General features: G+C 69.5%; 15 protein-coding genes. 9 read left to right on the plus strand and 6 right to left on the minus strand.

Going from position 1 to position 20631, the window contains the following annotated elements; genetic code table 11:
• Positions 1–75 precede the first annotated feature (75 nt).
• The 4 genes from VGN58_RS00840 (at position 76) to VGN58_RS00855 (ending at position 3978) form a co-directional block, all read left to right on the plus strand.
• The gene (locus VGN58_RS00840; RefSeq protein WP_327480697.1) at positions 76–696 is read left to right on the plus strand and encodes a TIGR00645 family protein; all 621 of its coding nucleotides are present in this window, start codon (positions 76–78) and stop codon (positions 694–696) included.
• A gap of 4 nt (positions 697–700) precedes the next feature.
• The gene (locus VGN58_RS00845; RefSeq protein ID WP_327480699.1) at positions 701–1201 is read left to right on the plus strand and encodes a GNAT family N-acetyltransferase; all 501 of its coding nucleotides are present in this window, start codon (positions 701–703) and stop codon (positions 1199–1201) included.
• Positions 1202–1250: 49 nt separating this feature from the next.
• Complete coding sequence (gene uvrD / locus VGN58_RS00850; RefSeq protein WP_327480701.1) at positions 1251–3452, plus strand: DNA helicase II; 2202 nt, start codon at positions 1251–1253, stop codon at positions 3450–3452.
• A gap of 79 nt (positions 3453–3531) precedes the next feature.
• Complete coding sequence (locus VGN58_RS00855; protein ID WP_327480703.1) at positions 3532–3978, plus strand: universal stress protein; 447 nt, start codon at positions 3532–3534, stop codon at positions 3976–3978.
• Positions 3979–3988: 10 nt separating this feature from the next.
• Here VGN58_RS00855 and VGN58_RS00860 read toward each other — a convergent pair whose 3' ends face one another.
• Complete coding sequence (locus VGN58_RS00860; protein WP_327480705.1) at positions 3989–4291, minus strand: DUF2782 domain-containing protein; 303 nt, start codon at positions 4289–4291, stop codon at positions 3989–3991.
• A 97-nt stretch (positions 4292–4388) separates the two neighbouring features.
• Here VGN58_RS00860 and polA point away from each other — a divergent pair, with 97 nt between their 5' ends.
• Together polA and VGN58_RS00870 are read left to right on the plus strand one after the other, a co-directional pair.
• A complete protein-coding gene (gene polA, locus VGN58_RS00865; RefSeq protein WP_327480707.1) occupies positions 4389–7154 on the plus strand; it encodes a DNA polymerase I in 2766 nt (921 codons plus the stop codon).
• Between the two features lie 366 nt (positions 7155–7520).
• Positions 7521–8009 carry a DUF421 domain-containing protein gene (locus VGN58_RS00870; RefSeq protein WP_327480709.1) on the plus strand — a complete coding sequence of 163 codons (489 nt, stop codon included), beginning with the start codon at positions 7521–7523 and terminating at the stop codon, positions 8007–8009.
• 177 nt (positions 8010–8186) lie between these two features.
• Here the strand turns inward: VGN58_RS00870 and hemF are convergent, their stop codons facing one another.
• From hemF to VGN58_RS00885, 3 genes are read right to left on the minus strand one after another with little or no spacing between them, the layout of a single operon-like run.
• Positions 8187–9116, minus strand: coding sequence for an oxygen-dependent coproporphyrinogen oxidase (hemF, locus tag VGN58_RS00875; protein ID WP_327480711.1), 930 nt, complete (start codon positions 9114–9116; stop codon positions 8187–8189).
• Positions 9117–9126: 10 nt separating this feature from the next.
• Complete coding sequence (locus VGN58_RS00880) at positions 9127–9696, minus strand: hypothetical protein (protein WP_327480713.1); 570 nt, start codon at positions 9694–9696, stop codon at positions 9127–9129.
• A gap of 3 nt (positions 9697–9699) precedes the next feature.
• Entirely contained in the window at positions 9700–12066 is a 2367-nt protein-coding gene (locus tag VGN58_RS00885) for a S9 family peptidase (protein ID WP_327480715.1), read from the minus strand.
• 163 nt (positions 12067–12229) lie between these two features.
• Here VGN58_RS00885 and VGN58_RS00890 point away from each other — a divergent pair, with 163 nt between their 5' ends.
• Together VGN58_RS00890 and VGN58_RS00895 are read left to right on the plus strand one after the other, a co-directional pair.
• On the plus strand, positions 12230–12487 hold the full coding sequence (locus VGN58_RS00890; protein ID WP_327480717.1) for a YcgL domain-containing protein: 258 nt from the start codon (positions 12230–12232) through the stop codon (positions 12485–12487).
• A complete protein-coding gene (locus tag VGN58_RS00895; protein ID WP_414710723.1) occupies positions 12480–15776 on the plus strand; it encodes an ankyrin repeat domain-containing protein in 3297 nt (1098 codons plus the stop codon). The genes VGN58_RS00890 and VGN58_RS00895 overlap by 8 nt, the downstream gene beginning before the upstream one ends.
• On the opposite strand, the gene VGN58_RS00900 is transcribed toward VGN58_RS00895, so the two are convergent.
• Together VGN58_RS00900 and VGN58_RS00905 are read right to left on the minus strand one after the other, a co-directional pair.
• Positions 15773–17569: a monovalent cation:proton antiporter-2 (CPA2) family protein gene (locus tag VGN58_RS00900; protein WP_327480719.1), complete on the minus strand. Its 1797-nt coding sequence runs from the start codon at positions 17567–17569 to the stop codon at positions 15773–15775. The two genes, VGN58_RS00895 and VGN58_RS00900, sit on opposite strands and share 4 nt — an antisense overlap.
• A 61-nt stretch (positions 17570–17630) precedes the next feature.
• Positions 17631–19007 carry a prealbumin-like fold domain-containing protein gene (locus VGN58_RS00905; RefSeq protein ID WP_327480721.1) on the minus strand — a complete coding sequence of 459 codons (1377 nt, stop codon included), beginning with the start codon at positions 19005–19007 and terminating at the stop codon, positions 17631–17633.
• Between the two features lie 754 nt (positions 19008–19761).
• Between VGN58_RS00905 and VGN58_RS00910 the strand changes: the two genes are divergently transcribed.
• Positions 19762–20607, plus strand: a complete 846-nt coding sequence (locus tag VGN58_RS00910) for a protein tonB (protein ID WP_327480723.1) — start codon at positions 19762–19764, stop codon at positions 20605–20607.
• Positions 20608–20631 lie beyond the last annotated feature (24 nt).

Consider the following 20631-nt stretch of genomic DNA (forward strand, 5'->3'; position numbering starts at 1 on the left):
CTAGCGACCCCGGCAGACTTGGCAGCGTCAAATCCGGCCGCTACCCTGCCGCATCCTTGGAAAGCACTGTTCCCCATGACGCTCCCGGCCAGCCCCCGCCCCACCTTCCTGCCCAACCTGATCTTCGCGTCGCGATGGCTGCAGCTGCCGCTGTATCTGGGCCTGATCATCGCCCAGTGCGTCTACGTGTTCCTGTTCGGCAAGGAACTGTGGCATCTGATCCATCGCGCGCCGGGTCTCGGCGAGCAGGAAATCATGCTGATCGTACTGGGCCTGATCGACGTGGTGATGATCTCCAACCTGCTGGTGATGGTGATCGTCGGCGGCTACGAGACCTTCGTGTCGCGCCTGCGCCTGGAAGGCCACCCGGACCAGCCGGAGTGGCTGAGCCACGTGAACGCCTCGGTGCTGAAGGTCAAGCTGGCGATGGCGATCATCGGCATCTCCTCGATCCACCTGCTGAAGACCTTCATTGCGGCGGGTGCCCTCAACGGTCTGCCCTTCTGCTCTCCGGACATGTTGGCGCAGATGAAGGCCGAACTGGCCATCACCAGTACGCAGTGCACCCAGCTGACACCCGACGGCGTGCTGTGGCAGACCATCATCCACTGCGTCTTCATCCTGTCGGCCATCGGCATCGCGTGGACCGACAAGCTGATGAACGGCGGCGCACCCGCCAAGCACGTCGCGCACTGATCCGGTGACGGCCGAGCTGCTGATCCGGGACGCGGGCGAGGGCGACGATGCCGCCATCGTCGCCCTGAACACGGCAGAAGTCCGCCACACCAGCCCGATGGATGCGGACAGGCTGCGCCAGCTGGCGTCCCTGTCGGCCTACCATCGCGTGGCGACGCGGGATGGTCGCGTCGTCGCCTTCCTGCTGGCGATGCGCGCCGGCGCCGACTACCGCAACGACAACTTTGCCTGGTTCACCGCGCGCTACCGGGACTTCCTGTACGTGGACCGCATCGTCGTGGACGCCGCGGCGCAGGGACACCGGCTGGGATCGCGCCTGTACGCCGATCTGTTCGCGTTCGCCCGTGAGCGCGGCATCCCCCGCATCACCTGCGAGTTCAACGTAGTGCCGCCCAACGAGCCCTCGCGCCGGTTCCATGAACGGCACGGCTTCGTCGAAGCGGGCCGGCAATGGCTGGACGAGGGCCGCAAGCAGGTCTCGATGCAGGTCGTCGAGCTGGCCTGAACGGCCAGCGTCTCAGGGTATGGGCCGCCGCAGGCCGTAAAATGCCCGGATGGATGTCTCCCACCTGCTCGATGATCTGAATCCCGCCCAGCGCGACGCCGTCTCCGCCGAACCCGGCCACTACCTGGTCCTGGCCGGCGCCGGCTCCGGCAAGACCCGCGTGCTGACCCACCGCATCGCCTGGCTCAACGAAGTCCACGGCGTACCGACCCACGGCATCCTCGCGGTGACCTTCACCAACAAGGCCGCGGGCGAGATGCGTGCGCGCGCCGACGTGCAGCTGCGCAACGGCAGCCGCGGCATGTGGATCGGCACCTTCCACGGCCTGGCGCATCGCCTGCTGCGCCTGCACTGGCAGGAGGCGAAGCTGCCCGAGACCTTCCAGGTGCTGGACAGCGACGACCAGCAGCGGCTGGTCAAGCGCGTGGTGCAGGCGATGGAGCTGGACGAGGGCAAGTACCCGCCCAAGCAGCTCACCTGGTGGATCAACGAGCAGAAGGACGAAGGGCGCCGGCCCGAGCACATCCAGCCCGCGCCGAACGACGACTGGCTGGACGTGCGCCGGCAGGTCTATGCCGGTTACCAGGAGCGCTGCGACCGTGCCGGCCTGGTCGATTTCGCCGAACTGCTGCTGCGCGCGCACGAAGTGCTCCGCGATACGCCGGCGCTGCTGGCGCATTACCGCACGCGCTTCCGGCAGATCCTGGTGGACGAGTTCCAGGACACCAATGCCATCCAGTACGCCTTCGTGCGTGTGCTGGCCGGCGACACCGGACATGTCTTCGTGGTCGGCGACGACGACCAGAGCATCTACGGCTGGCGCGGGGCGAAGGTGGAGAACATGCAGCAGTTCCTGCGCGACTATCCGTCGGCGCGGACCATCCGGCTGGAACAGAACTACCGCTCCAGCGCCAACATCCTGGGCGCCGCCAACGCGGTGATCGCGCACAATCCGGACCGCATCGGCAAGCAGCTGTGGACCGACACCGGCGACGGCGAGCCGATCGACCTGTACGCCGCGTACAACGAGATGGACGAAGCCCGCTTCGTCGTCGAGCGCATCCGGCAATGGGTGCGCGATGGCGGCAGCCTGGGCGATGCCGCCATTCTCTACCGCAGCAATGCGCAGTCGCGCGCGTTCGAAGAAGCGCTGCTGTCCGAACAGGTGCCGTACCGCGTCTATGGCGGCATGCGCTTCTTCGAGCGCGCCGAAATCAAGGACGCGCTGGCCTACCTGCGCCTGATGGCGAACCGCGCCGACGATGCCGCGTTCGAGCGCGTCGTGAATACGCCGACGCGCGGCATCGGCGAGCGCACGCTGGACGAGGTGCGCCGGCTGGCGCGCGGTGCGCGCGTGTCGCTGTGGGGTGCGGCTTCGCTGGCGGCGCAAGGCACGGAACTGGCCGGGCGCGCACGCAACGCGCTGGCCGCCTTTGCCGCCCTGGTCGACCAGCTCGCCGAGGAAACCGAGGACATGACGCTGGCCGAACGCGTCGACCACGTGCTCGCGCGCTCGGGCCTGCGCGAGCACTGGGCGCGGGAAAGCCGGGGCGGGCTGGATTCGGAATCGCGCACCGAGAACCTGGACGAACTGGTGTCGGTCGCCTCGCGCTTCGTGCGCCGCGAGGACATCGCCGCCGAAGAGGACGGCCAAGAAGGCATGAGCGAGCTGGTGGCGTTCCTGTCCTACGCCGCCTTGGAAGCGGGCGAAGGCCAGGTCGAGGCGGGCGAGGACGGCGTGCAGCTGATGACGCTGCACTCGGCCAAGGGACTGGAATTTCCGCTGGTGTTCCTGGCCGGGCTGGAAGAGGGGCTGTTCCCGAGCAACCGGTCGCTGGACGAGAGCGGGCGGCTGGAGGAGGAGCGCCGTCTGGCCTACGTCGGCATCACCCGCGCGCGCCAGAAGCTGGTCCTGAGCTATGCGGAGGCGCGCCGCCTGCATGGCCAGGACATGTACGGCATCCCGTCGCGCTTCCTGCGCGAGATCCCGGCCAGCCTGCTGAACGAGGTGCGGCCGCGCGTGCAGGTCAGCCGGCCGGCCTCCGGGTTCGCCACGCGGGTGACGCCCGGCCATGCCAGCCTGGAGGCGCCGGGCCTCAAGCTGGGCCAGACGGTCACCCACGCCAAGTTCGGCGCGGGCGTGGTGACGGATTACGAGGGCAGCGGCGCGCACGCGCGGGTGCAGGTCAACTTCGACAGCGAAGGCAGCAAGTGGCTGGTGATGGCCTACGCCAACCTGCAGGCGGTGTAGCGGCCCGATTGATCCAGATCACGGCGTCCTAAGCCCGTCGGGCGTGTAATGGCCGCACTCCATCAGCGTGAGGTGCGGCATGTACCGGCATATCCTGATCGCGACCGACGGCTCCGAGCTTGCCACCAAAGGTGTCCAGCACGGCCTGACCCTCGCCGGCAGCCTGAAGGCCAGGGCGACGGTACTGACCGTCAGCGAACCCGTCAGCACCGGCTTCGACGATGCGCTGGGCTGGAGCGCGGTGGCGACGTCGCTGCCCGATTTCCAGAAAGCGCGCGAGGACGCCGCACGCAAGGTGCTCGATGCCGTCACCGTGCAGGCGCAGCAGGCGGGCGTGACGCCGCAGCTGCTGCATGTGGCCGATCGTTATGCGGCCGAGGCCATCGTCGATACCGCCGAACGCGAGGGCTGCGACCTGATCGTGATGGCCTCGCATGGCCGCCGCGCACTTGGCCGTCTATTGCTGGGCAGCCAGACCAGCGAAGTGCTAGCGCGCTGTGGCGTGCCGGTGCTGGTGATCCGCTGAGCGCGGCGGATCACCAGCCGTAGAGCTTCCAGTACACCGGCGAGACGTCGCTGTTGTCCTTGCTCTTGTCCAGGCGGCCGTCGCCGTCGGAGTCGTACAGGTAATACGGCGCACCGCGCGCGGGCGTCACCTTGACCATGCGCAGGTTGCCGGCCACGCGGTACTCCTCGATGGTGTCGCCGTTCTTCTCCGTGCGCACCGCGACTTGCGCATTGGCCAGGTCCACGTCGGCGGGATTGCTGCCGGTCGAGGCGCAGCCGGCCATCGCCAGCAGGCAGGACAACGGCAGGGCAAGGGTCGTCATGCGGTTCATGATGGCGTCCGGTCGTGGGAGTGACGGCCCGATTATGCCCCCAATGCGCTGCGGCGCGCGTGACGCCGCGCGCAGGAGCGGGGCGTAGAATGCGAGCATGACACGACTCGTACTGATCGACGGCTCCAGCTACCTGTTCCGCGCGTTCCATGCGCTGCCTCCGCTGACCAATGCGCAGGGCGAGCCGACCGGCGCGCTGTTCGGTGTGGTCAACATGCTGCGTGCGACATTGAAGGAGCGTCCGGATTACGTCGCCTTCGTACTCGACGCCAGTGGCCCGACCTTCCGCGACGAGCTCTATCCCGACTACAAGGCCAACCGGCCGCCGATGCCGGAAGAGCTTCGCGCGCAGGTCGAGCCGATGATCCGCATCGTGCAGGCGCTCGGGTTTCCGTTGCTGCGCGTGGACGGCGTGGAGGCCGACGACGTGATCGGCACGCTCGCGCTGCAGGGCGCGGCGCAGGGCATGGAGGTCACCATCTCCACCAGCGACAAGGATTTCGCCCAGCTGGTGCGTCCGGGCGTGGCGCTGGTCAACACGATGAGCGGCAGCCGGATGGATTCGGCCGAGGCGGTGGTCGAGAAGTTCGGCGTGCGGCCGGAGCAGATCGTCGACTTCCTCGCCCTGATGGGCGACACCATCGACAACGTGCCCGGCGTGGAGAAGTGCGGCCCGAAGACGGCCGCCAAGTGGCTGGGCGAGTACGGCACGCTCGACGCGATCATCGAACGGGCGGGTGAGATCAAGGGCAAGATCGGCGACAACCTGCGGGCCGCGCTGCCGCGGCTGCCGTTGAACCGCACGCTGGTCACCATCAAGACCGATGTGGCGCTGGACGGCGGCCCGGAGACGCTGCCGTTGCGCGAACGCCACGTCGACGAACTGCGCGAACTGTACGCGCGCTACGGCTTCAACCAGGCCCTGAAGGAACTGGAAGGCGGGGCGATCGACACCGCGTCCGTCGCCGAGAAGGAACCCGGCCGCGCGCGCGGTACCGGGCGCGTGGCATCCGCCGGCAGCGATGATGCGCCGGTCGATGCCGCGCTGGGCGTGGCCGGCGAGTACGCCGCCGTCACCGAGCCGGCGCAGCTCGATGCCCTGGTCGCGCAGCTGCGCCAGGCGGACGAATTCGCCTTCGACACCGAGACCGACAGCCTCGACCCGATGCGCGCCAACCTGGTCGGCCTGAGCTTCGCCACGGAGCCGGGGAAGGCCGTCTACGTACCGGTGGGGCACGACTATCCCGGAGCGCCGCCGCAACTGGCGCGCGCGGCCGTCCTCGCTGCGCTGGCGCCGGTGCTCGCCGACGGCGGCAAGCGCAAGCTGGGCCAGCACGGCAAGTACGACCTGCACGTGCTGCGCCGGCATGGCGTCGATGTGCAGGGCTACGCCGACGACACGATGCTGGAGAGCTTCGTGCTGAACTCGGGCAGCAACCGCCACGACATGGACAGCCTGGCCAAGCGTTTCCTCGGCTACGACACGATCAAGTACGAAGCGGTGGCCGGCAAGGGCGCCAAGCAGATTCCGTTCTCGCAGGTCGCCGTCGACGACGCCACCCGTTACGCGGCCGAAGACGCCGACATCACGCTGCGCCTGCATCGGGTCATCGCGCCGCAGCTGGCGGCCGAACCCGGCCTGGAGCGTGTCTACCGCGACATCGAGATGCCGCTCGTACCGGTACTGGCACGCATCGAGGCCAATGGCGTGATGATCGACGGCGACGAACTGCGCCGGCAGAGCGCCGACCTGTCCAAGCGCATGCTGGCCGCACAGCAGAAGGCGACCGAACTCGCCGGCCGCACGTTCAACCTGGATTCGCCCAAGCAACTGCAGGCGTTGCTGTTCGACGAACTGAAACTGCCGGTACTGGTGAAGACGCCGACCGGCCAGCCCAGCACGAACGAGGAAGCGCTGGAAGCCATTGCCGACCAGCACGAACTGCCGCGCGTGATCCTGGAATACCGCGGCCTGGCCAAGCTGCGCAGTACCTACACGGACAAGCTGCCGGAGATGGTCAACCCCGACACCGGCCGCGTGCACACCAGCTACCACCAGGCCGGCGCCGCCACCGGTCGGTTGTCGTCCACCGACCCGAACCTGCAGAACATCCCGATCCGCACCGACGACGGCCGCCGCATCCGCAAGGCCTTCGTCGCGCCGCCCGGGCGCAAGCTGGTGGCCTGCGACTACTCGCAGATCGAGCTGCGCATCATGGCGCACCTGTCGCAGGATCCCGGCCTGGTGCGTGCGTTCGAATCCGGCACCGACGTCCACAAGGCGACGGCGGCGGAGGTGTTCGGACGCAAGCTGGAAGACGTCACCGGCAACGAGCGTCGCGCCGCCAAGGCCATCAACTTCGGCCTGATGTACGGCATGAGCGCGTTCGGCCTGGCACGCCAGCTCGGCATCGGCCGCGGCGAGGCGCAGGACTACATAGCGCTCTATTTCAGTCGCTATCCCGGCGTGCGCGATTACATGGAGCGCACCCGCCAGCAGGCGCGCGAGCACGGTTACGTCGAAACCGTGTTCGGTCGCCGCCTGTACCTGGAGTACATCAACAAGGGCACGCAGGGCCAGCGTGCGGGCGCCGAGCGCGCGGCCATCAACGCACCCATGCAGGGCACGGCGGCGGACATCATCAAGCGCGCGATGATCGGCGTGGATGCATGGCTGGCGGACCACCGCGAACGCGCGCTGATGATCCTGCAGGTGCACGACGAACTGGTGTTCGAAGCCGATGCCGATTTCGTGCCGACATTGCTGCAGGAAGCCACCCAGCGGATGGCGGCGGCGGCACAACTCAGCGTTCCGCTGGTGGTCGACAGCGGGGTCGGCGACAACTGGGACGAGGCCCACTGAGCGGGGCTGGAACCGGTTTCCCTTCCGGAACAATCGCTTGCGAAATGTTCGGGAAAATCCTGTCAGGTATATTTGTATACCGATCAGTTCAATAAAATGAATTGCCCCTGAATCTTACGGATTTTTAACCGGAATCTTCACGAACTATCCATGTGCGGAGTGGTCATATAGCCCGTGACAGATGCAACGTCTGTCACTGATCTCTCCCATCCCCTGGAGCGATCTCCCCCGGAGCGACGACCCCTCCCCAGGTCCCGCTCCCCTGGCCCCGCCGACCTCCCCCTGGTCTGCGGGGCTTTTTATTGCCCGTCGTCCGCCGGACCGTGCCTGCGCTACCGTGCGCGAAGTCCGGACTGGGGTTCAACCATGAGTGCGACGTTCGCCGACATGTTTCAACTGGCCATGCCCTGGTGGGCCTTCGTGCTGCGGGCCTGCGTGGTGTACTTCCTGTTGCTGGCGATGATCCGGATGACCGGCAAGCGCACGATGGGACAGTTCACGCCGTTCGACATGCTGCTGGTGGTGCTGCTCGGCAACGCGGTGCAGAACGCGCTGCTCGGTGCCGATACCTCCGTTGGCGGCGGTCTGTTGCTTGCGGCCACGCTGATCGCGCTGAACTGGACCGTGGGCCTGGTCTCGGCGCGTTCGCCGAAAGTGGAGCGCTGGGTCGAAGGTTCGCCTGTCCTGCTGGCCCGCGACGGACAGGTCTATCGCGACGTGCTGCGCCGCGAACTGATCAGCCGCGAGGATTTCGAGAAGGCGATGCGCGAAGCGGGTTGCCTGGACATGGCCGACATCCGCCTGGCCGTGCTGGAGAACAACGGGCACATCACGGTGGTGGGCCGGCAGCCCTGACAGCGGTTGTAGGAGCGACGTCAGTCGCGACCGAACGTCATCCGATGCGGCAGGAACCGGTTCAGCGCGGACGAGCCGCCGTGGCGTCGCTTTCGAGGGCGCATCGACTGCCTGGCGGCAACAGGATTGTCGAGGGCACGCGGTCGCGACTGACGTCGCTCCTACAGGAGAGCGAGCTCAGGCGAGTTCGGTCAGCCAGTCGCGCGGGCGCAGGTAGTCGAGCAGCCGCTGCTCGTCGCTGCCGTCCTGCGGCGCATAGCCGTATTCCCAGCGCACCAGCGGCGGCAGGCTCATCAGGATGGATTCGGCGCGGCCGCCGCTCTGCAGGCCGAACAGCGTGCCGCGGTCGTAGACCAGGTTGAACTCGACATAGCGGCCGCGACGATAGAGCTGGAACTGCCGCTCGCGCTCGCCGTAGGGCGTGTCCTTGCGGCGCGCGACGATGGGCAGGTAGGCGTCGAGGAAGCCGTCGCCGACGGCGCGCAGGTAACCGAAGTCGCGTTCGACGTCCTCGCTCAGGTCGTCGAAGAACAGTCCGCCCACGCCGCGGGTCTCGTTACGGTGCTTGAGGAAAAAATACTCGTCGCACCAGCGCTTGTGCGCGTCGTAGCGCGCCTGCCCGCCGAAGGGCTCGCACAGGTCGCGGGCGGTCCGGTGCCAGTGGCGGACATCCTCGTCGACCGGATAGAACGGGGTCAGGTCGAAGCCACCGCCGAACCACCACGCCACCGTTTCACCCTCGCGCTCGGCGCGGAAGTGGCGCACGTTGGCGTGGGTGGTGGGCAGGTACGGATTGCGCGGATGGAACACGAGCGACACGCCGACCGCGCGCCACGATGCGCCCGTGAGTTCCGGACGATGGGCGGAGGCCGACGGCGGCAGCCGGTCGCCGGACACGTCGGAAAATCCGATGCCGGCCTGCTCGAACACCGCGCCGTCGCGCAGCACGCGCGTGCGGCCGCCTCCGCGGATCGGCGAAGGGTCGCCCGGCGGACGCGCCCACGCATCCTCGCGGAAGCGCGCGCCCCCGTCGGCGGCTTCGATGGCGGCGCAGATGCGGTCCTGCAGGTCGGTCAGATAATCGCGGACGGGCGTGATGTCGTTCATGCCGCGCATTCTACCGGGGCGTCCGGAGCAGCCCGAATTCCGCCCGCACCTCCGGCCTGCACAGCTGCCAGACCACCAGTCCGTGCAGCACGGCGAACACCAGCGCGCTGACCCACAGCGTCGCCAGCGTCAGCAGGCGCAGCGCGGCGAGTTCCTGCTGCATCTGCGCGAGTCCGGGCTGAGCGGGCAACGCCTGCACCCACGAGAAGGTCGCGTCGATCGCCGCGATGCCGGCGAAATTGGCCGCGGCGCCCAGCACCATGAACAGCACGAAGCCCCACCAGCCCCACGCGCGGCGGCGCAGCAGTCCCACCGATGCCGCGAGAAACGCGAGGCTGACCGCGAGGAAGCCCACCGCGATCATGGTCAGGTGCGTGAGGACCCACAGCGCGGGCGCGGGGATCTGCTGGGTGGCCAGGAAGCCCAGCACCGCGTCGGTATCCACCTGCCCGAGCAGGACCAGCGCCGCGATCACCTGCACCACGGCGTACAGCGTGGCCAGGAGACCCAGCGCGATCGACACCTTCGCGGTGACGGTGACGAAGGCCGACGGCGTGGCGACGGACGGAGCGCGTGCCATCGCCTACTTCAGGGTCTGCTCGAACAGCTTGAGCACGCGCTTGTACTGGTCCAGCCACGAATCCGCGCGGGTGTAGCCATGGCGTTCCAGCGGATACGCGGCCAGTTCCCAGTTGTCCTTGCGCAGTTCGATCAGCTTCTGCGTCAGCACCACCGAGTCCTTGAAGAACACGTTGTCGTCCATCATGCCGTGCGCGATCAGCAGGTGGTCCTGCAGGCCGGCGGCGTATTCGATGGGCGAGGAGGCGCGGTAGGCCTCCGGATCCAACTCCGGTGTATTGAGGATGTTGCTGGTGTACTCGTGGTTGTACTGCGTCCAGTCCACGACCGGGCGCAGCGCGGCGCCGGCCTTGAAGGTGCCGGGCTCGCGGAACAGCGCCATGAACGTCATGAAGCCGCCGTAGCTGCCGCCGTAGATGCCGGCGCGGTCGCGGTCGCCCTGCTTCTGCTCGACCAGCCAGTCCAGGCCGTCCAGGTAGTCCTCGAGCTCCGGATGACCCATGTTGCGGTAGATCGCGGTGCGCCAGTCGCGGCCATAGCCTTCGCTGGCGCGGTAGTCCAGGTCGAGCACGATGTAGCCGCGTTCCACCAGCAGGTGGTGGAACATCTGCTCGCGGAAGTAGTTGGGATAGCGCGCGGTGACGTTCTGCAGGTAGCCGGCGCCGTGCACGAACATCACGATGGGATAGCGCTTGCCGGGCTCCATCGTCTTCGGTCCGTAGTACTTGCCCCACACCACGCCAGCACCGTGCTTGGACGGCACCTGCACGTACTGCGGCTCGATCCACTCGCGCGCCTTGAACGCCGCCGTGCGCGTGTCCGTCAGCGGTTTCGCCTGGCCACCCTCGATGCCGACCACCGACAGCTGCGCCGGCGTGTAGCTGCGCGAATGGCGGACCAGCAGCTGGCGTCCGTCGGGCGAGGCGCTGAAGCTCTCCACGCCGTCCAGCGCGGTGACTTCGCGCAGCTCGTTGCTGGCCAGGTCGAGCCTGCAGACTTCGTAGTCACCCGGCCAGGCGCGGTTGCACAGGAACAGGAAGCCGTTGCCGCCCGGTGCGATCTCTGGATCGGAGACCTCCCACTTGCCCGAGGTGCGTGCGCGGAATTTCTCCGTGCCGGTGGCGGTGTACAGGTGCGAGTAGCCGGACTCTTCCGAGAGCAGCCACAGCGTACGGTTGTCGGGGAGCCAGCCGAACTCGTTGAAGCCCCAGTTGATCCAGGCGTCGTCGGTCAGGCGGTGCCGCGGCTGCAGGCGCGCGCCCGGCAGGTCGACGGTGGCGATCCAGCGGTCCTTGTTGTCGACGGCGTGGAGTTGCACCGCGACCTGTGCGCCATCGTCCGTCCACGCGATGGGGTCGCCGCCACGGCCGCCTTCCACGCGGACGTCGCGGTTGCCCTTCAGGGGCTCCTTGCCGGCGCGCTTGCGCAGCGCGGCCAGCGGGTCCTTGTCGATGCCGGGCAGCGGGTCGAAGGCGAGCGGCTTGACGCTGCCGTCGGCCAGGTCCACGCGCCACAGCGCATGCGGCAACGGCGCGTTGCGACCCACCCGGGTGCGCACGTTCTGGAATTCCTCGTAGCCGGACTCGGTGACGTACAGCGGCATCCTGCCGCCCTGTCCGGCATCGGCGCCCTTCTTGCGCGTCACCACCAGCAGCCAGCGGCCGTTGGGCGACAGCGAACTGGCTTCGATCTCCACCTCGGCGCCCAGGTAAACCGGCGCAGGGGCGCGGGTCGGGTCCGCCTTGCGCCAGGCCTCGGCCTGCTTCTGCGCGGCCTCGCGCTGGGCACGGTCGTCGGCGAGCGTGCGGATCGTGCGCAGCTGCTGCTCGCGCAATGCGTCGGCTTTCGGCGGGGCGAGCGGGTCGCGCTCGGCCTTGAGCTCGGCGACCGTCGAGGTGCCGCTGCCCGCGGTCCACCGGTACCACGTGGCGCCGGCGCGCCAGATCACCGCGCCGTCCTGGGCGAAGCGTGCCTGCTGTTCGGTTTCGTTGGTGCGGGTGATCTGGGTCAGCGCACCGTTGCGCAGGTCGCGCACGAACAGGTCGCCGTTGCGCGACAGCAGCATACGCTGGCGGCCTGTGTCGTAGGCCGGGTTGGCCGCGTCCAGGCCCGCACGCTGGTCGTCGCCCACGCGGCGGGCGGCGCTGCCGTCGAGCGACTGCTCGAAGGTGTCGCGCACCGGGCTGGCATCGCGCTTGAGTTCGTACTGCACCTGCCTGCCGTCCCACGTCCACCACGCGCGCTCGACGGGCGGCCCGATCCAGTCCGGTTCCGCCATCGCCTGTTCGATCGTCAGCGGTGCGGAGGTCTGGGCGTGCGCGGACGGTGCAAGGGCGAACGGCAGCAGCAGGGCAAGCAGGGCAGGGCGCATCGGGCATCCGTTAGTGCGAGGTGAAGGCGGCAAGATTACCAGTCCCGCCGCGCGGTTCCGGCCGCCGATGGTCATGCGCCGGCGTGAACGCGTGCGGGTTTCGCGCCTATCGCATTTCCCGCACAATCCCCGCTTGTCCACACGCGGGGCGCGACACGCGCGGATGCAAGCCTACGTCTACAAGAGCCTGCGCAAGGCCGATACGTTCGTCTACCTGGCGAAGCGCGACGATTTCAGCGTCGTGCCCGAGCCGCTGCGCACCCCGTTGGGCGAGTTGTCGTTCGTGCTGGAAGTGGCCCTGACTCCCGACCGCACGCTGGCGCGCGAAGACGCCGCCGTCGTCCGCGAGAATCTCGCCGCGCGCGGTTTCCACATCCAGTTTCCGCCGCCGCCCGATCCCCGCGTCCGCGCCGATGCCTGAGTCGCGCCTGCAGACCCGACCGGTCGCCATCGCCGCCGTCCTGGCCGGCGTGCTGCTGGCCGCCGCCGGCGGATGGGCCGGTGGCGTGGTCGCGGCGCTCGCCGCCTGCCTAGCGCAGCCGGCGGTGGCAATGGGCGTGTCGTGGCTGCGCGGTACCCGCGTGCTGGCGCCTGCCCATGCGTGGCGCGAGGATCTGCCCGCGTTGCTGCTGGCGTGGGCGGTCGCCTTCGCCGGCAGTGCCGCCCTGCTCGCCTGGCCGCTGGCGTCGCTGCGGGACAGCGGCAGCCTGCCGGCGGCGCTGGGCGTCAGCGCGGTGGTGGGCGCGGTGATCGTCGGGCTGTGGCGGACCTGGCCGCTGTGGCACGGGCTGGAACGCGATGGCGGGTCGCTGGCCGCGCACTGGCGCGGCCTCGTGGAACGCGACTTCCACGCCTGGCGCGGCCTGGCGGTGGCGACCCTGTTGGCGTTCGCGGTCGGCGGCGGCCTCTGCCTGGCCTGGCCCGCGCTGCTGCCCGAGGCCGCACGCGCCGGCCTGGCGGTGGCCTATGCGCTGCTGCTGCCGGTGCTGCACTGGGGCGTCCAGCGCCTGGATGGCGCCGGCGCGCTGCCGGTGGTCGAGATGCCGGACCACCGCCAGGACGACGCGTTCGCGACACCCGTCGAGGAGCCGGCCGACGTCGGGTTCGATCTGGAGCAGGCGCTGTTCGATGCCGCCCGCTCCGGTCGCGTGGACCGCGCGCTGGAACTGATCGAAGCGGGCGCGGACCCGCATGCGCTGCCGGCCGAAGGCGCGCGCGACCAGCGCAGCCTCGGCGCGCTGGCGGCGGTACTGCCCGACCTGCGCCTGCTGCGCGCGCTGATCGCGCACGGCGTCGACCTCAACCACGCGCATGCCGGCGTCACCCCGCTGCTCGCCGCCACGCGCGACAGCTGGCACGGCCGGCCCGACGCCGTCACCACGCTGCTGGCCAACGGCGCCGACCCGCGCATCGCCGACGCCGAAGGCAACACCCCGCTGCATCACGCCGCCCGCAGTTCCGACCCCGGCGTGGTCGCGCTGCTGCGCGATGCGGCGGCGGAACTGGATGCGCTGAACCACGACGGCCTCACGCCGCTGGGCGTGGCCTGCGTGGCGGGCAACTGGCGATTGGCGAAGTTCCTGCTCGAACGCGGCGCGCGGCCCGATCCTCAGGGCGGCCAGCCGGTGCTGCTGGCCGCCGCGTCCACCGAAGAAGACGATCCGGCCGGCGTCCAGCTGCTGCTCAAGCACAAGGCCAAGGTCGATGCGCGCGATGCGCAGCGCCGCAGTGCGCTGCATGAGGCCGCGTTCGCCGGACATGCCGATATCGCCACCGCGCTGATCGCCGCCGGCGCCGACGTGCACGCCCGCGACGGCCAGCAGCGCACGCCGTGGCTGGACGCCGCGCGGGGTGCCCGCCTGACGGTGCTGGAAAAACTGGCCGAGGCCGGCGCCGACCGGCAGGCCGTCGATGGCGACCGGCGCAACGCGCTGATGCTGGCCTGCATGGCCGAGCAGGTGTCGCCTGTCGTCGTGCGCCGATTGCTGGAGTGGGGTGTCGATCCCGCATCGGCCGATGCGCACGGTCGGCGCGCGGTCGATGTCGCGGCGGAAGCAGGGCGCTGGGCGCTGGTCTCCGCGCTGGACCCGGCTTACGCGCTGCCGACCGCCGTGGCGAGCGCCGACGACGAAACGCCGGCCGACCGCGCCCCCGCCGCGCTGCTGCGCGAGGGACTGGCGAGCGGGCAGTTCGATGGTCTGGATGCCCTGGCGCGCCTGAGCTCACGCGAGGAACTCGGCGCACTGCTGCACGACACGGACATGCAGCGGCCTGCGCGGCTGTCGTGGCTGCTGCGCCACGGCGCCGACCCGGACAGCCGCAATGCGCAGGGCGACACGGTGCTGTTTTCCCTGCTCGCGCAAGGTCCTGCGGGGCAGCCTGCGCTGGCCACGCTGCTGGCGCGCGGCGTCTCGCCGGCGGGCGCGGGCGGACTGGCGCGCTTCATGGCGGCGTGTGCGGCGGACGACCGTGCCGCGCGCGCGCTGGAATCCTGCGCGCTGGATCTGCTGGAACGCGGCGCCGATCCGTTCGCGCCGTCCGTGCAGGGTGATCCGGCGCTGTCGCTGGCGGTCCGCCTGGGCTGGCAGCGCGTGCTCGACCGCCTGCTCGACCTCGGCGTGGATCGTGAGGCGCGCGACAGCCATGGCATGACGGCGCTGCACCTGGCGGCCGTGCTCGGTCGCGAGACCGCGCTCAAGCAGCTGATCGCCAAGGGCGCGTCGCCGGATGCCCGCGCCGCCGACGGCCAGACGCCGCTGGGCGTGGCGCTGGCGTGCGGGCGTCGCGACCTGGCCGACTGGCTCGACTGGCGCGTCTGGTCGCTGCCGCGCCGCGCGCTGCGCCCCGCCGACCTGCCTGCGGCGGCGATGGCCGGCGACCGCGATGCCGTGCGCCGGCTGCTGGACCTCGGTTTCGATGTCGATTCCCCGGACGCACAGGGGTGCACGGCGCTGCTGCGCGCGGCCGGCGGCGGTGCCGCCACCACCGTCGAACTGCTGCTGGCCCGCGGCGCCGATCCGCAGCGTGCCGCCAACACCGGCGCCACGCCGCTGTCGGCGGCGGTGAGCATGCGCCAGGTCGAGATCGTCGGCGCGCTGCTGGCCGCCGGTGCCGACATCGAACATCGCCTGCCCGGCGGCGTCACCGTGCTGATGCTGGCCGCCGCGCTCGGCCTGCCGGAGATCGCCGCCCGCCTGATCACCGCCGGCGCCAACGTGCAGGCCGGCGACGCGCAGGGGCTCACGCCGCTGCATTGCGCTGCGCTGTACGGGTTCACCGCACGCGAGAAACCGCGCCTGCTGGCCCTGCTCGACACGCTGCTGCTGTCCGGTGCCGAATCCGAACAGGTCGCCGCGGGCGCGGTCACGCCGTTGCTGTTGCTGCTGGGCGCGCGCGCCGAACCCGGCACCGCCTGCGACGAGGAGGTCGTGCTGGCCGGCCTGGAGCGCCTGCTCGACGAAGACGTCTCGCTGGACGTGCAGGACCCGCGCGGCTTCGGTCCGCTGCACCTGGCCGCGCTGCACGGCCTGCTGCGCGTGGTCAGCCGGCTGCTGCGCGCCGGCGCCGACCCGGAACTGCGCGACACGCTGAACCGCACGCCGCGCGAGATCGCGGTGATGCGCGGCTTCATCGACGTGGCGGCCGAATTCGTCCCGGCCACGCCGGGCGCGGGCGCCTCGATGGCCCGCTTCCTGCGCGACCGCGGCTAGCGCGCCGGCGGCGCGTCCCCGCCCGTCGCGTCGGCCTCGAACAGCTTCTCCAGGTCGCTGACCGCATCGCGCGCGGTCTGGATCACCGCGCCGTCGTCGTCGTAGACCAGGTACTGCGCGCGCAGCAGCTTCTCGTCGTGCTGGCGGAAACGGCGCGCGTGCTCGGCGGCGGTTTCCGGCGGAAGCCCCAGTTCCACCAGCACCTGTTCGGCCATCTCCAGGCTGGACCCCAGCGTCTCCCGGTACGCCTCGGCGCTGAGGTCCATCAGCCGCCACGCATGCTGGCGATTGCGCGCACGCGCCAGCACGCGCGCCTCCGGGTACATGCGGCGGATCAGGCGCGTCGCCTTGATGTTGGTGTCCGGATCGTCCATCGCGATCACGAACACCTTCACGTGCTGCGCGCCGGCCGCGCGCAGCAGGTCCGGTCGCGTCGGGTCGCCGTAGTACAGGCGGATGTTGCCGAAGCGGCGCAGTGTGTCGACGGTCTCCGGACTGTGCTCCAGCGCGACGAACGGGATGCGCTGCGCAGTCAGCAGGCGCGCGACGATCTGGCCGAAACGGCCCATCCCGGCGATCAGCACCTGCGGCTGCTCGTCGGGAATCTCGTCGAACGTGCGCGGCGTGGTGGACGGCCTGGGCTTCACTTCGGCCAGCAGGCGATGCAGGCCCAGCAGCAGCAAGGGCGTCAGCGCCATCGACAAGCCGACGATGGCGCTGAGCTGGTTGCGCAGTTCCACGTCGATCAGGCGCACGCGGTTGGCTTCGCTGAACACCACGAACGCGAACTCGCCGCCCAGCCACAAGGTGCCCGCCAGCATCAGCGCGCCGCGCGGATCCAGCCGGCCCGGCCAGCGGCCCACGCCGAACAGCAGCGCGAACTTCACCGTCAGCAGGATCAGCACGCCGGCGGCGATCAGCTCGGGCTGTTGCGCCACCGCGTCCAGGTCGAGGTCCATGCCGACCGCGATGAAGAACAGACCCAACAGCAGTCCCTTAAACGGGTCGATCTGCGATTCCAGCTCGTGGCGGAACTCCGAGTCCGACAGCAGCACGCCGGCCAGGAAGGCGCCCAGGCCGGCGCTCAGGCCGGCCAGCTGCATGAACCAGGCGATGCCCAGCACCACCAGCAGCGCGGTGGCGGTGAACACCTCCGGCATGCGCGTGCGCGCGACGATGCGGAACAGCTGCCGCAGCACCAGCCGGCCACCGAGGATCACGATGGTGATGGCGCCGATCGCATGGAACACCATGGTCCAGGTCAGCGTCTCGTTCTTGGCGCCACCGAGCAGCGGGATGGCGGCGAGCAGCGGAATGGCCACCAGGTCCTGAAACAGCAGGATCGCGAAGCCGAGGCGCCCGTGCTCGCTGGTCAGCTCCTTGCGCTCGGACAGCAACTGCAGACTCACGGCGGTGGACGACAGCGCCAGACCCAGCCCGATCACCAGTGCGGTCTTCCAGTGGTGCTCGAACACCAGCGCGATGCCGCCCAGCAGCAGCGCACTCAACAGCACCTGCAGTCCGCCCGCGCCGAACACCGGCTTGCGCATCACCCGCAGCCGCGACGGCGACAGTTCCAGGCCGATCACGAACAGCATCATCACCACGCCGATCTCGGCCGCGTTGAGGATGCGGTCCGCATCCCGCACCAGCGCCAGGCCGTCCGGGCCCAGCACCACACCGGCCACCAGGTAGGCCAGCACCGCGCCCAGTCCAAAGCGCTTGAATACCGGCACCGCGATCACCGCGGCCAGCAGAAACACCAGCATCAACTCCAGACCACTACCGTGCATGCATCACCTCGCGGCGATAGTATGCGGGCGAGCGGGGCGAAGGTCGCGCGGGCGCGTCAGGTCATTCGCCGCTGGCGGTCACGCGGCACTGCAGGGTGACCGCCACGCTGGCGCGGCCGGCGAGGCGTGGCAGGGAGACGCCGCCAGGCGAGGCGAGCGCCGCCGCGGTCAGCGCCGCCGGCGCGGGGCACTGCGCATCGCCGCTGACCGAGCACACCGGTGCCGGCAGGCCGGCGTCGGTGCAGTCGAGTCCTGCCGACAGCGGGTCGCGCAGGATCGCGCCTTCCACCAACGAGCCGGCGGTCAGGTTGCTGGCGGTCAGGGTGAACGCCACCAGGCCGCCGCTCTCCACGCTCGCGGGCGTGGCCGCCTTGAGGATGGACAGGTCGACATCGCGCGCGTTGGCGAACGTGCAGGTGATGTCCGACTCGAAGCGCATGCGGTCGCCGGGAATCGTCAGCGCGCCTCCGGACAGCGTGCCGAAACTGCCCGTATTGCCGTTGCGGGCGGCGTTGGCGTCGGTGCATTGCGCGCCGGTCAGCCGCCACCCGGTCGGCACCGGTTCGCTCAGCGTCACCGGGCTCGTGCCCACGCCGGCCCCGGTGATGCCTGCCTGGTAATAGAAGCGGGGCGAGGCTTCGGCTGTGCCGATCGCCGTGGTCGTCACGGTGACGGTGCCAGGCGTGGCGCCGGGCCAGGTCGACAAGCCGCCGGTGGTGAAGCCGAAGCTCCCGGTACCGACGGTGGTGACCTTGGCGATGCGTACGCACGAGGGGATCGAGACCAGGCGGATGGCGATGAAGTCGCCACTCAATATGCCCGTGGCCGTCAGCGACACCGAACTGACCAGCGCCGTGCTGTCGCCGCGGAGGAAGACGGACTGCCTGAGCGTGGCGGGCGCGGCGAGGTCGCGCGGGGCCATGCTGACCTGTCCGGTCGCGGGGTTGTAGAGCGCGCGCGTGGCGGTTCCCAACGCATGCCCGACGAAATCCGACGGCGCGGCTCCGCCGGTCGTCTCCAAAGTGATCCGTGGGTCGTACGGAGGCAGTGTCGTGCTGGTGCCGTTACCAAGATCCTCGATCGCCAAGCCCAGCCGATGTGCGGGCATCGGAACGGAGAAGGTGATGACCAAGCGCGTGAGCGTGTTCGAGTTGGTCAACAGCCAGCGCGTCGCCGACGGTGGCGTGGGATAGGCACGCCCACCGTCGTCCACGAACGTCACCGTTCCGCTGGTAGTGGCATCGTAGGTCATGTTCGACAGCGTGGCGCTGGCGGTGACGCCGCCACCGGCCGGACCGAAGTCGAACGTGCCCGCGCCGCCATGCTGTTCCAGCCGGCAGGACGACGCCTGCGCCCACGCGTCGGTGGGTACCAGCAGGCTCGCGAAGGCGATCATGCACGCGGCGATGGCGGCTGCAGATACGTTGCGTGTTCGCATCACACGCTCCCCCCGTGCGGCAGGAAAATTCCGGTGTGCTGCGTTCTTCGCCATCTGTCAGGTTCCGTCCATCCCTTGTCGGGCCGGTGCATGCGCGTCCAGTCGTCTGCGCCGTCGTTATCGTACGGTGGATCGCGTGGTCAACAGAAGCTGTCACGAGCCGAAGATCGTATACGCCGCTGGCGTGAGGATCGATGTGGAAGCGCGATTACAGTAGTTCGCGCGCGGTGCGCACCGCGAGCGTGGCCGCTGCGCCGGCGAACAGGCGCGTCATCCATCGCGCCATGTATTCGTGAGGTCAGTACGAGATGGATCGGCACGTCATCGCATGAAAGCGCCGCATCGTCGTGCGTGTAGTTCTTCTACGAACATCGACGGATGTCGATCATCATGATCTGTCCTTCGCGCACTGCCGAACATCCGCCACCACGCGTGGTGATGATCACCCTTGCGTCATCTCATCCGATGGGAGTCGCGTACGGCCAGCCCAAATCCATCCGGTCCCGGCATCAAGACGCCGCCAATCAGGCGGGCATCGGTCGCACGCCGAGGTGCTGGAGCCACGGCCCGGAGATCGCCGCAGTCAACCGGGGCGCCGGTGGCGTGGCCCGGGCACGCCGTGCAGGCGTCACCGGGTGGGGATAGTATGCGGCGGCCGGCACGCTCCGCACCTGCAGGCACGCAGCGAGGACTGGAAGGGTGTTCCCGCCAGGAACGCCGTCATATCCGACGTACACGACTCAAGGAGAAGGCAATGCGCATGTGGATGGCTCTCGGGTTGCTGCTGGTGTCGACGTGGGTGCAGGCGGGCGGTGTGGGCGCCGTGCGCAAGCAGGTCGAAATGAGCATGCTGGTGAAGGGTGAGATCAGCGTGGACGCGTCGGGAAAGGTCGTCGACCTGCGCATCGACCGGCCGGAACAGCTGCCGGCGGGCGTGGTGTCCTTCGTGCAGGCGCAGGTGCCCACCTGGGCCTTCGAGCCGGTCACCGTCGACGGCAGCGCCGTGGGCGTGCGCAACCGCATGCGCCTGCTGGCGGTCGCCAAGAAGGACGACGCCGGCGGCTACGAACTGCGCCTGCAGGCGGTCAGCTTCCATCCGCTCGAACGGAATGCCGGCTTCGACGTCGTCAAGGACAGCATGCCGCCGCCGCGCTATCCCGTATCGCTCGCACGGGCCGGCGCCTCCGGCAGTGTCTTCCTGCTGTTGCGGGTGGGTCGCGACGGCAAAGTGCAGGAGGCGTTCGCCGAGCAGGTCAACCTGCGTTCGCTGGCCACCGAGAACGTGATGCAGAAGGTGCGCGACGGGTTCGCGCAGTCGGCGGTGAGCGCGGCACGGCGCTGGACGTTCACGCCGCCGACGCAGGGTCCGCTGGCCTCGGCCGACTACTGGACCGTGCGCACGACCGTGGACTATCTGCTCGACCTGGACACCTTCCAGTACGGCAAGTGGGTGGCCTATGTGCCCGGCCCGCGGCAGACCGCCGACTGGGTCGACCAGGAGCTGGCGAAGCAATCGCCCGAGACGCTGGTGGGTGGCGAAACCTACGCGCTGACGGAAGGGGAGCTCCGCCTGCTGACGCCGCTCGGCAGCGGTTCGTGACCGCGCCCGGCATATCCCCGGAAA

Origin of the sequence: Pseudoxanthomonas sp., assembly GCF_035999195.1 — a bacterium.
Lineage (GTDB): Bacteria > Pseudomonadota > Gammaproteobacteria > Xanthomonadales > Xanthomonadaceae > Pseudoxanthomonas_A.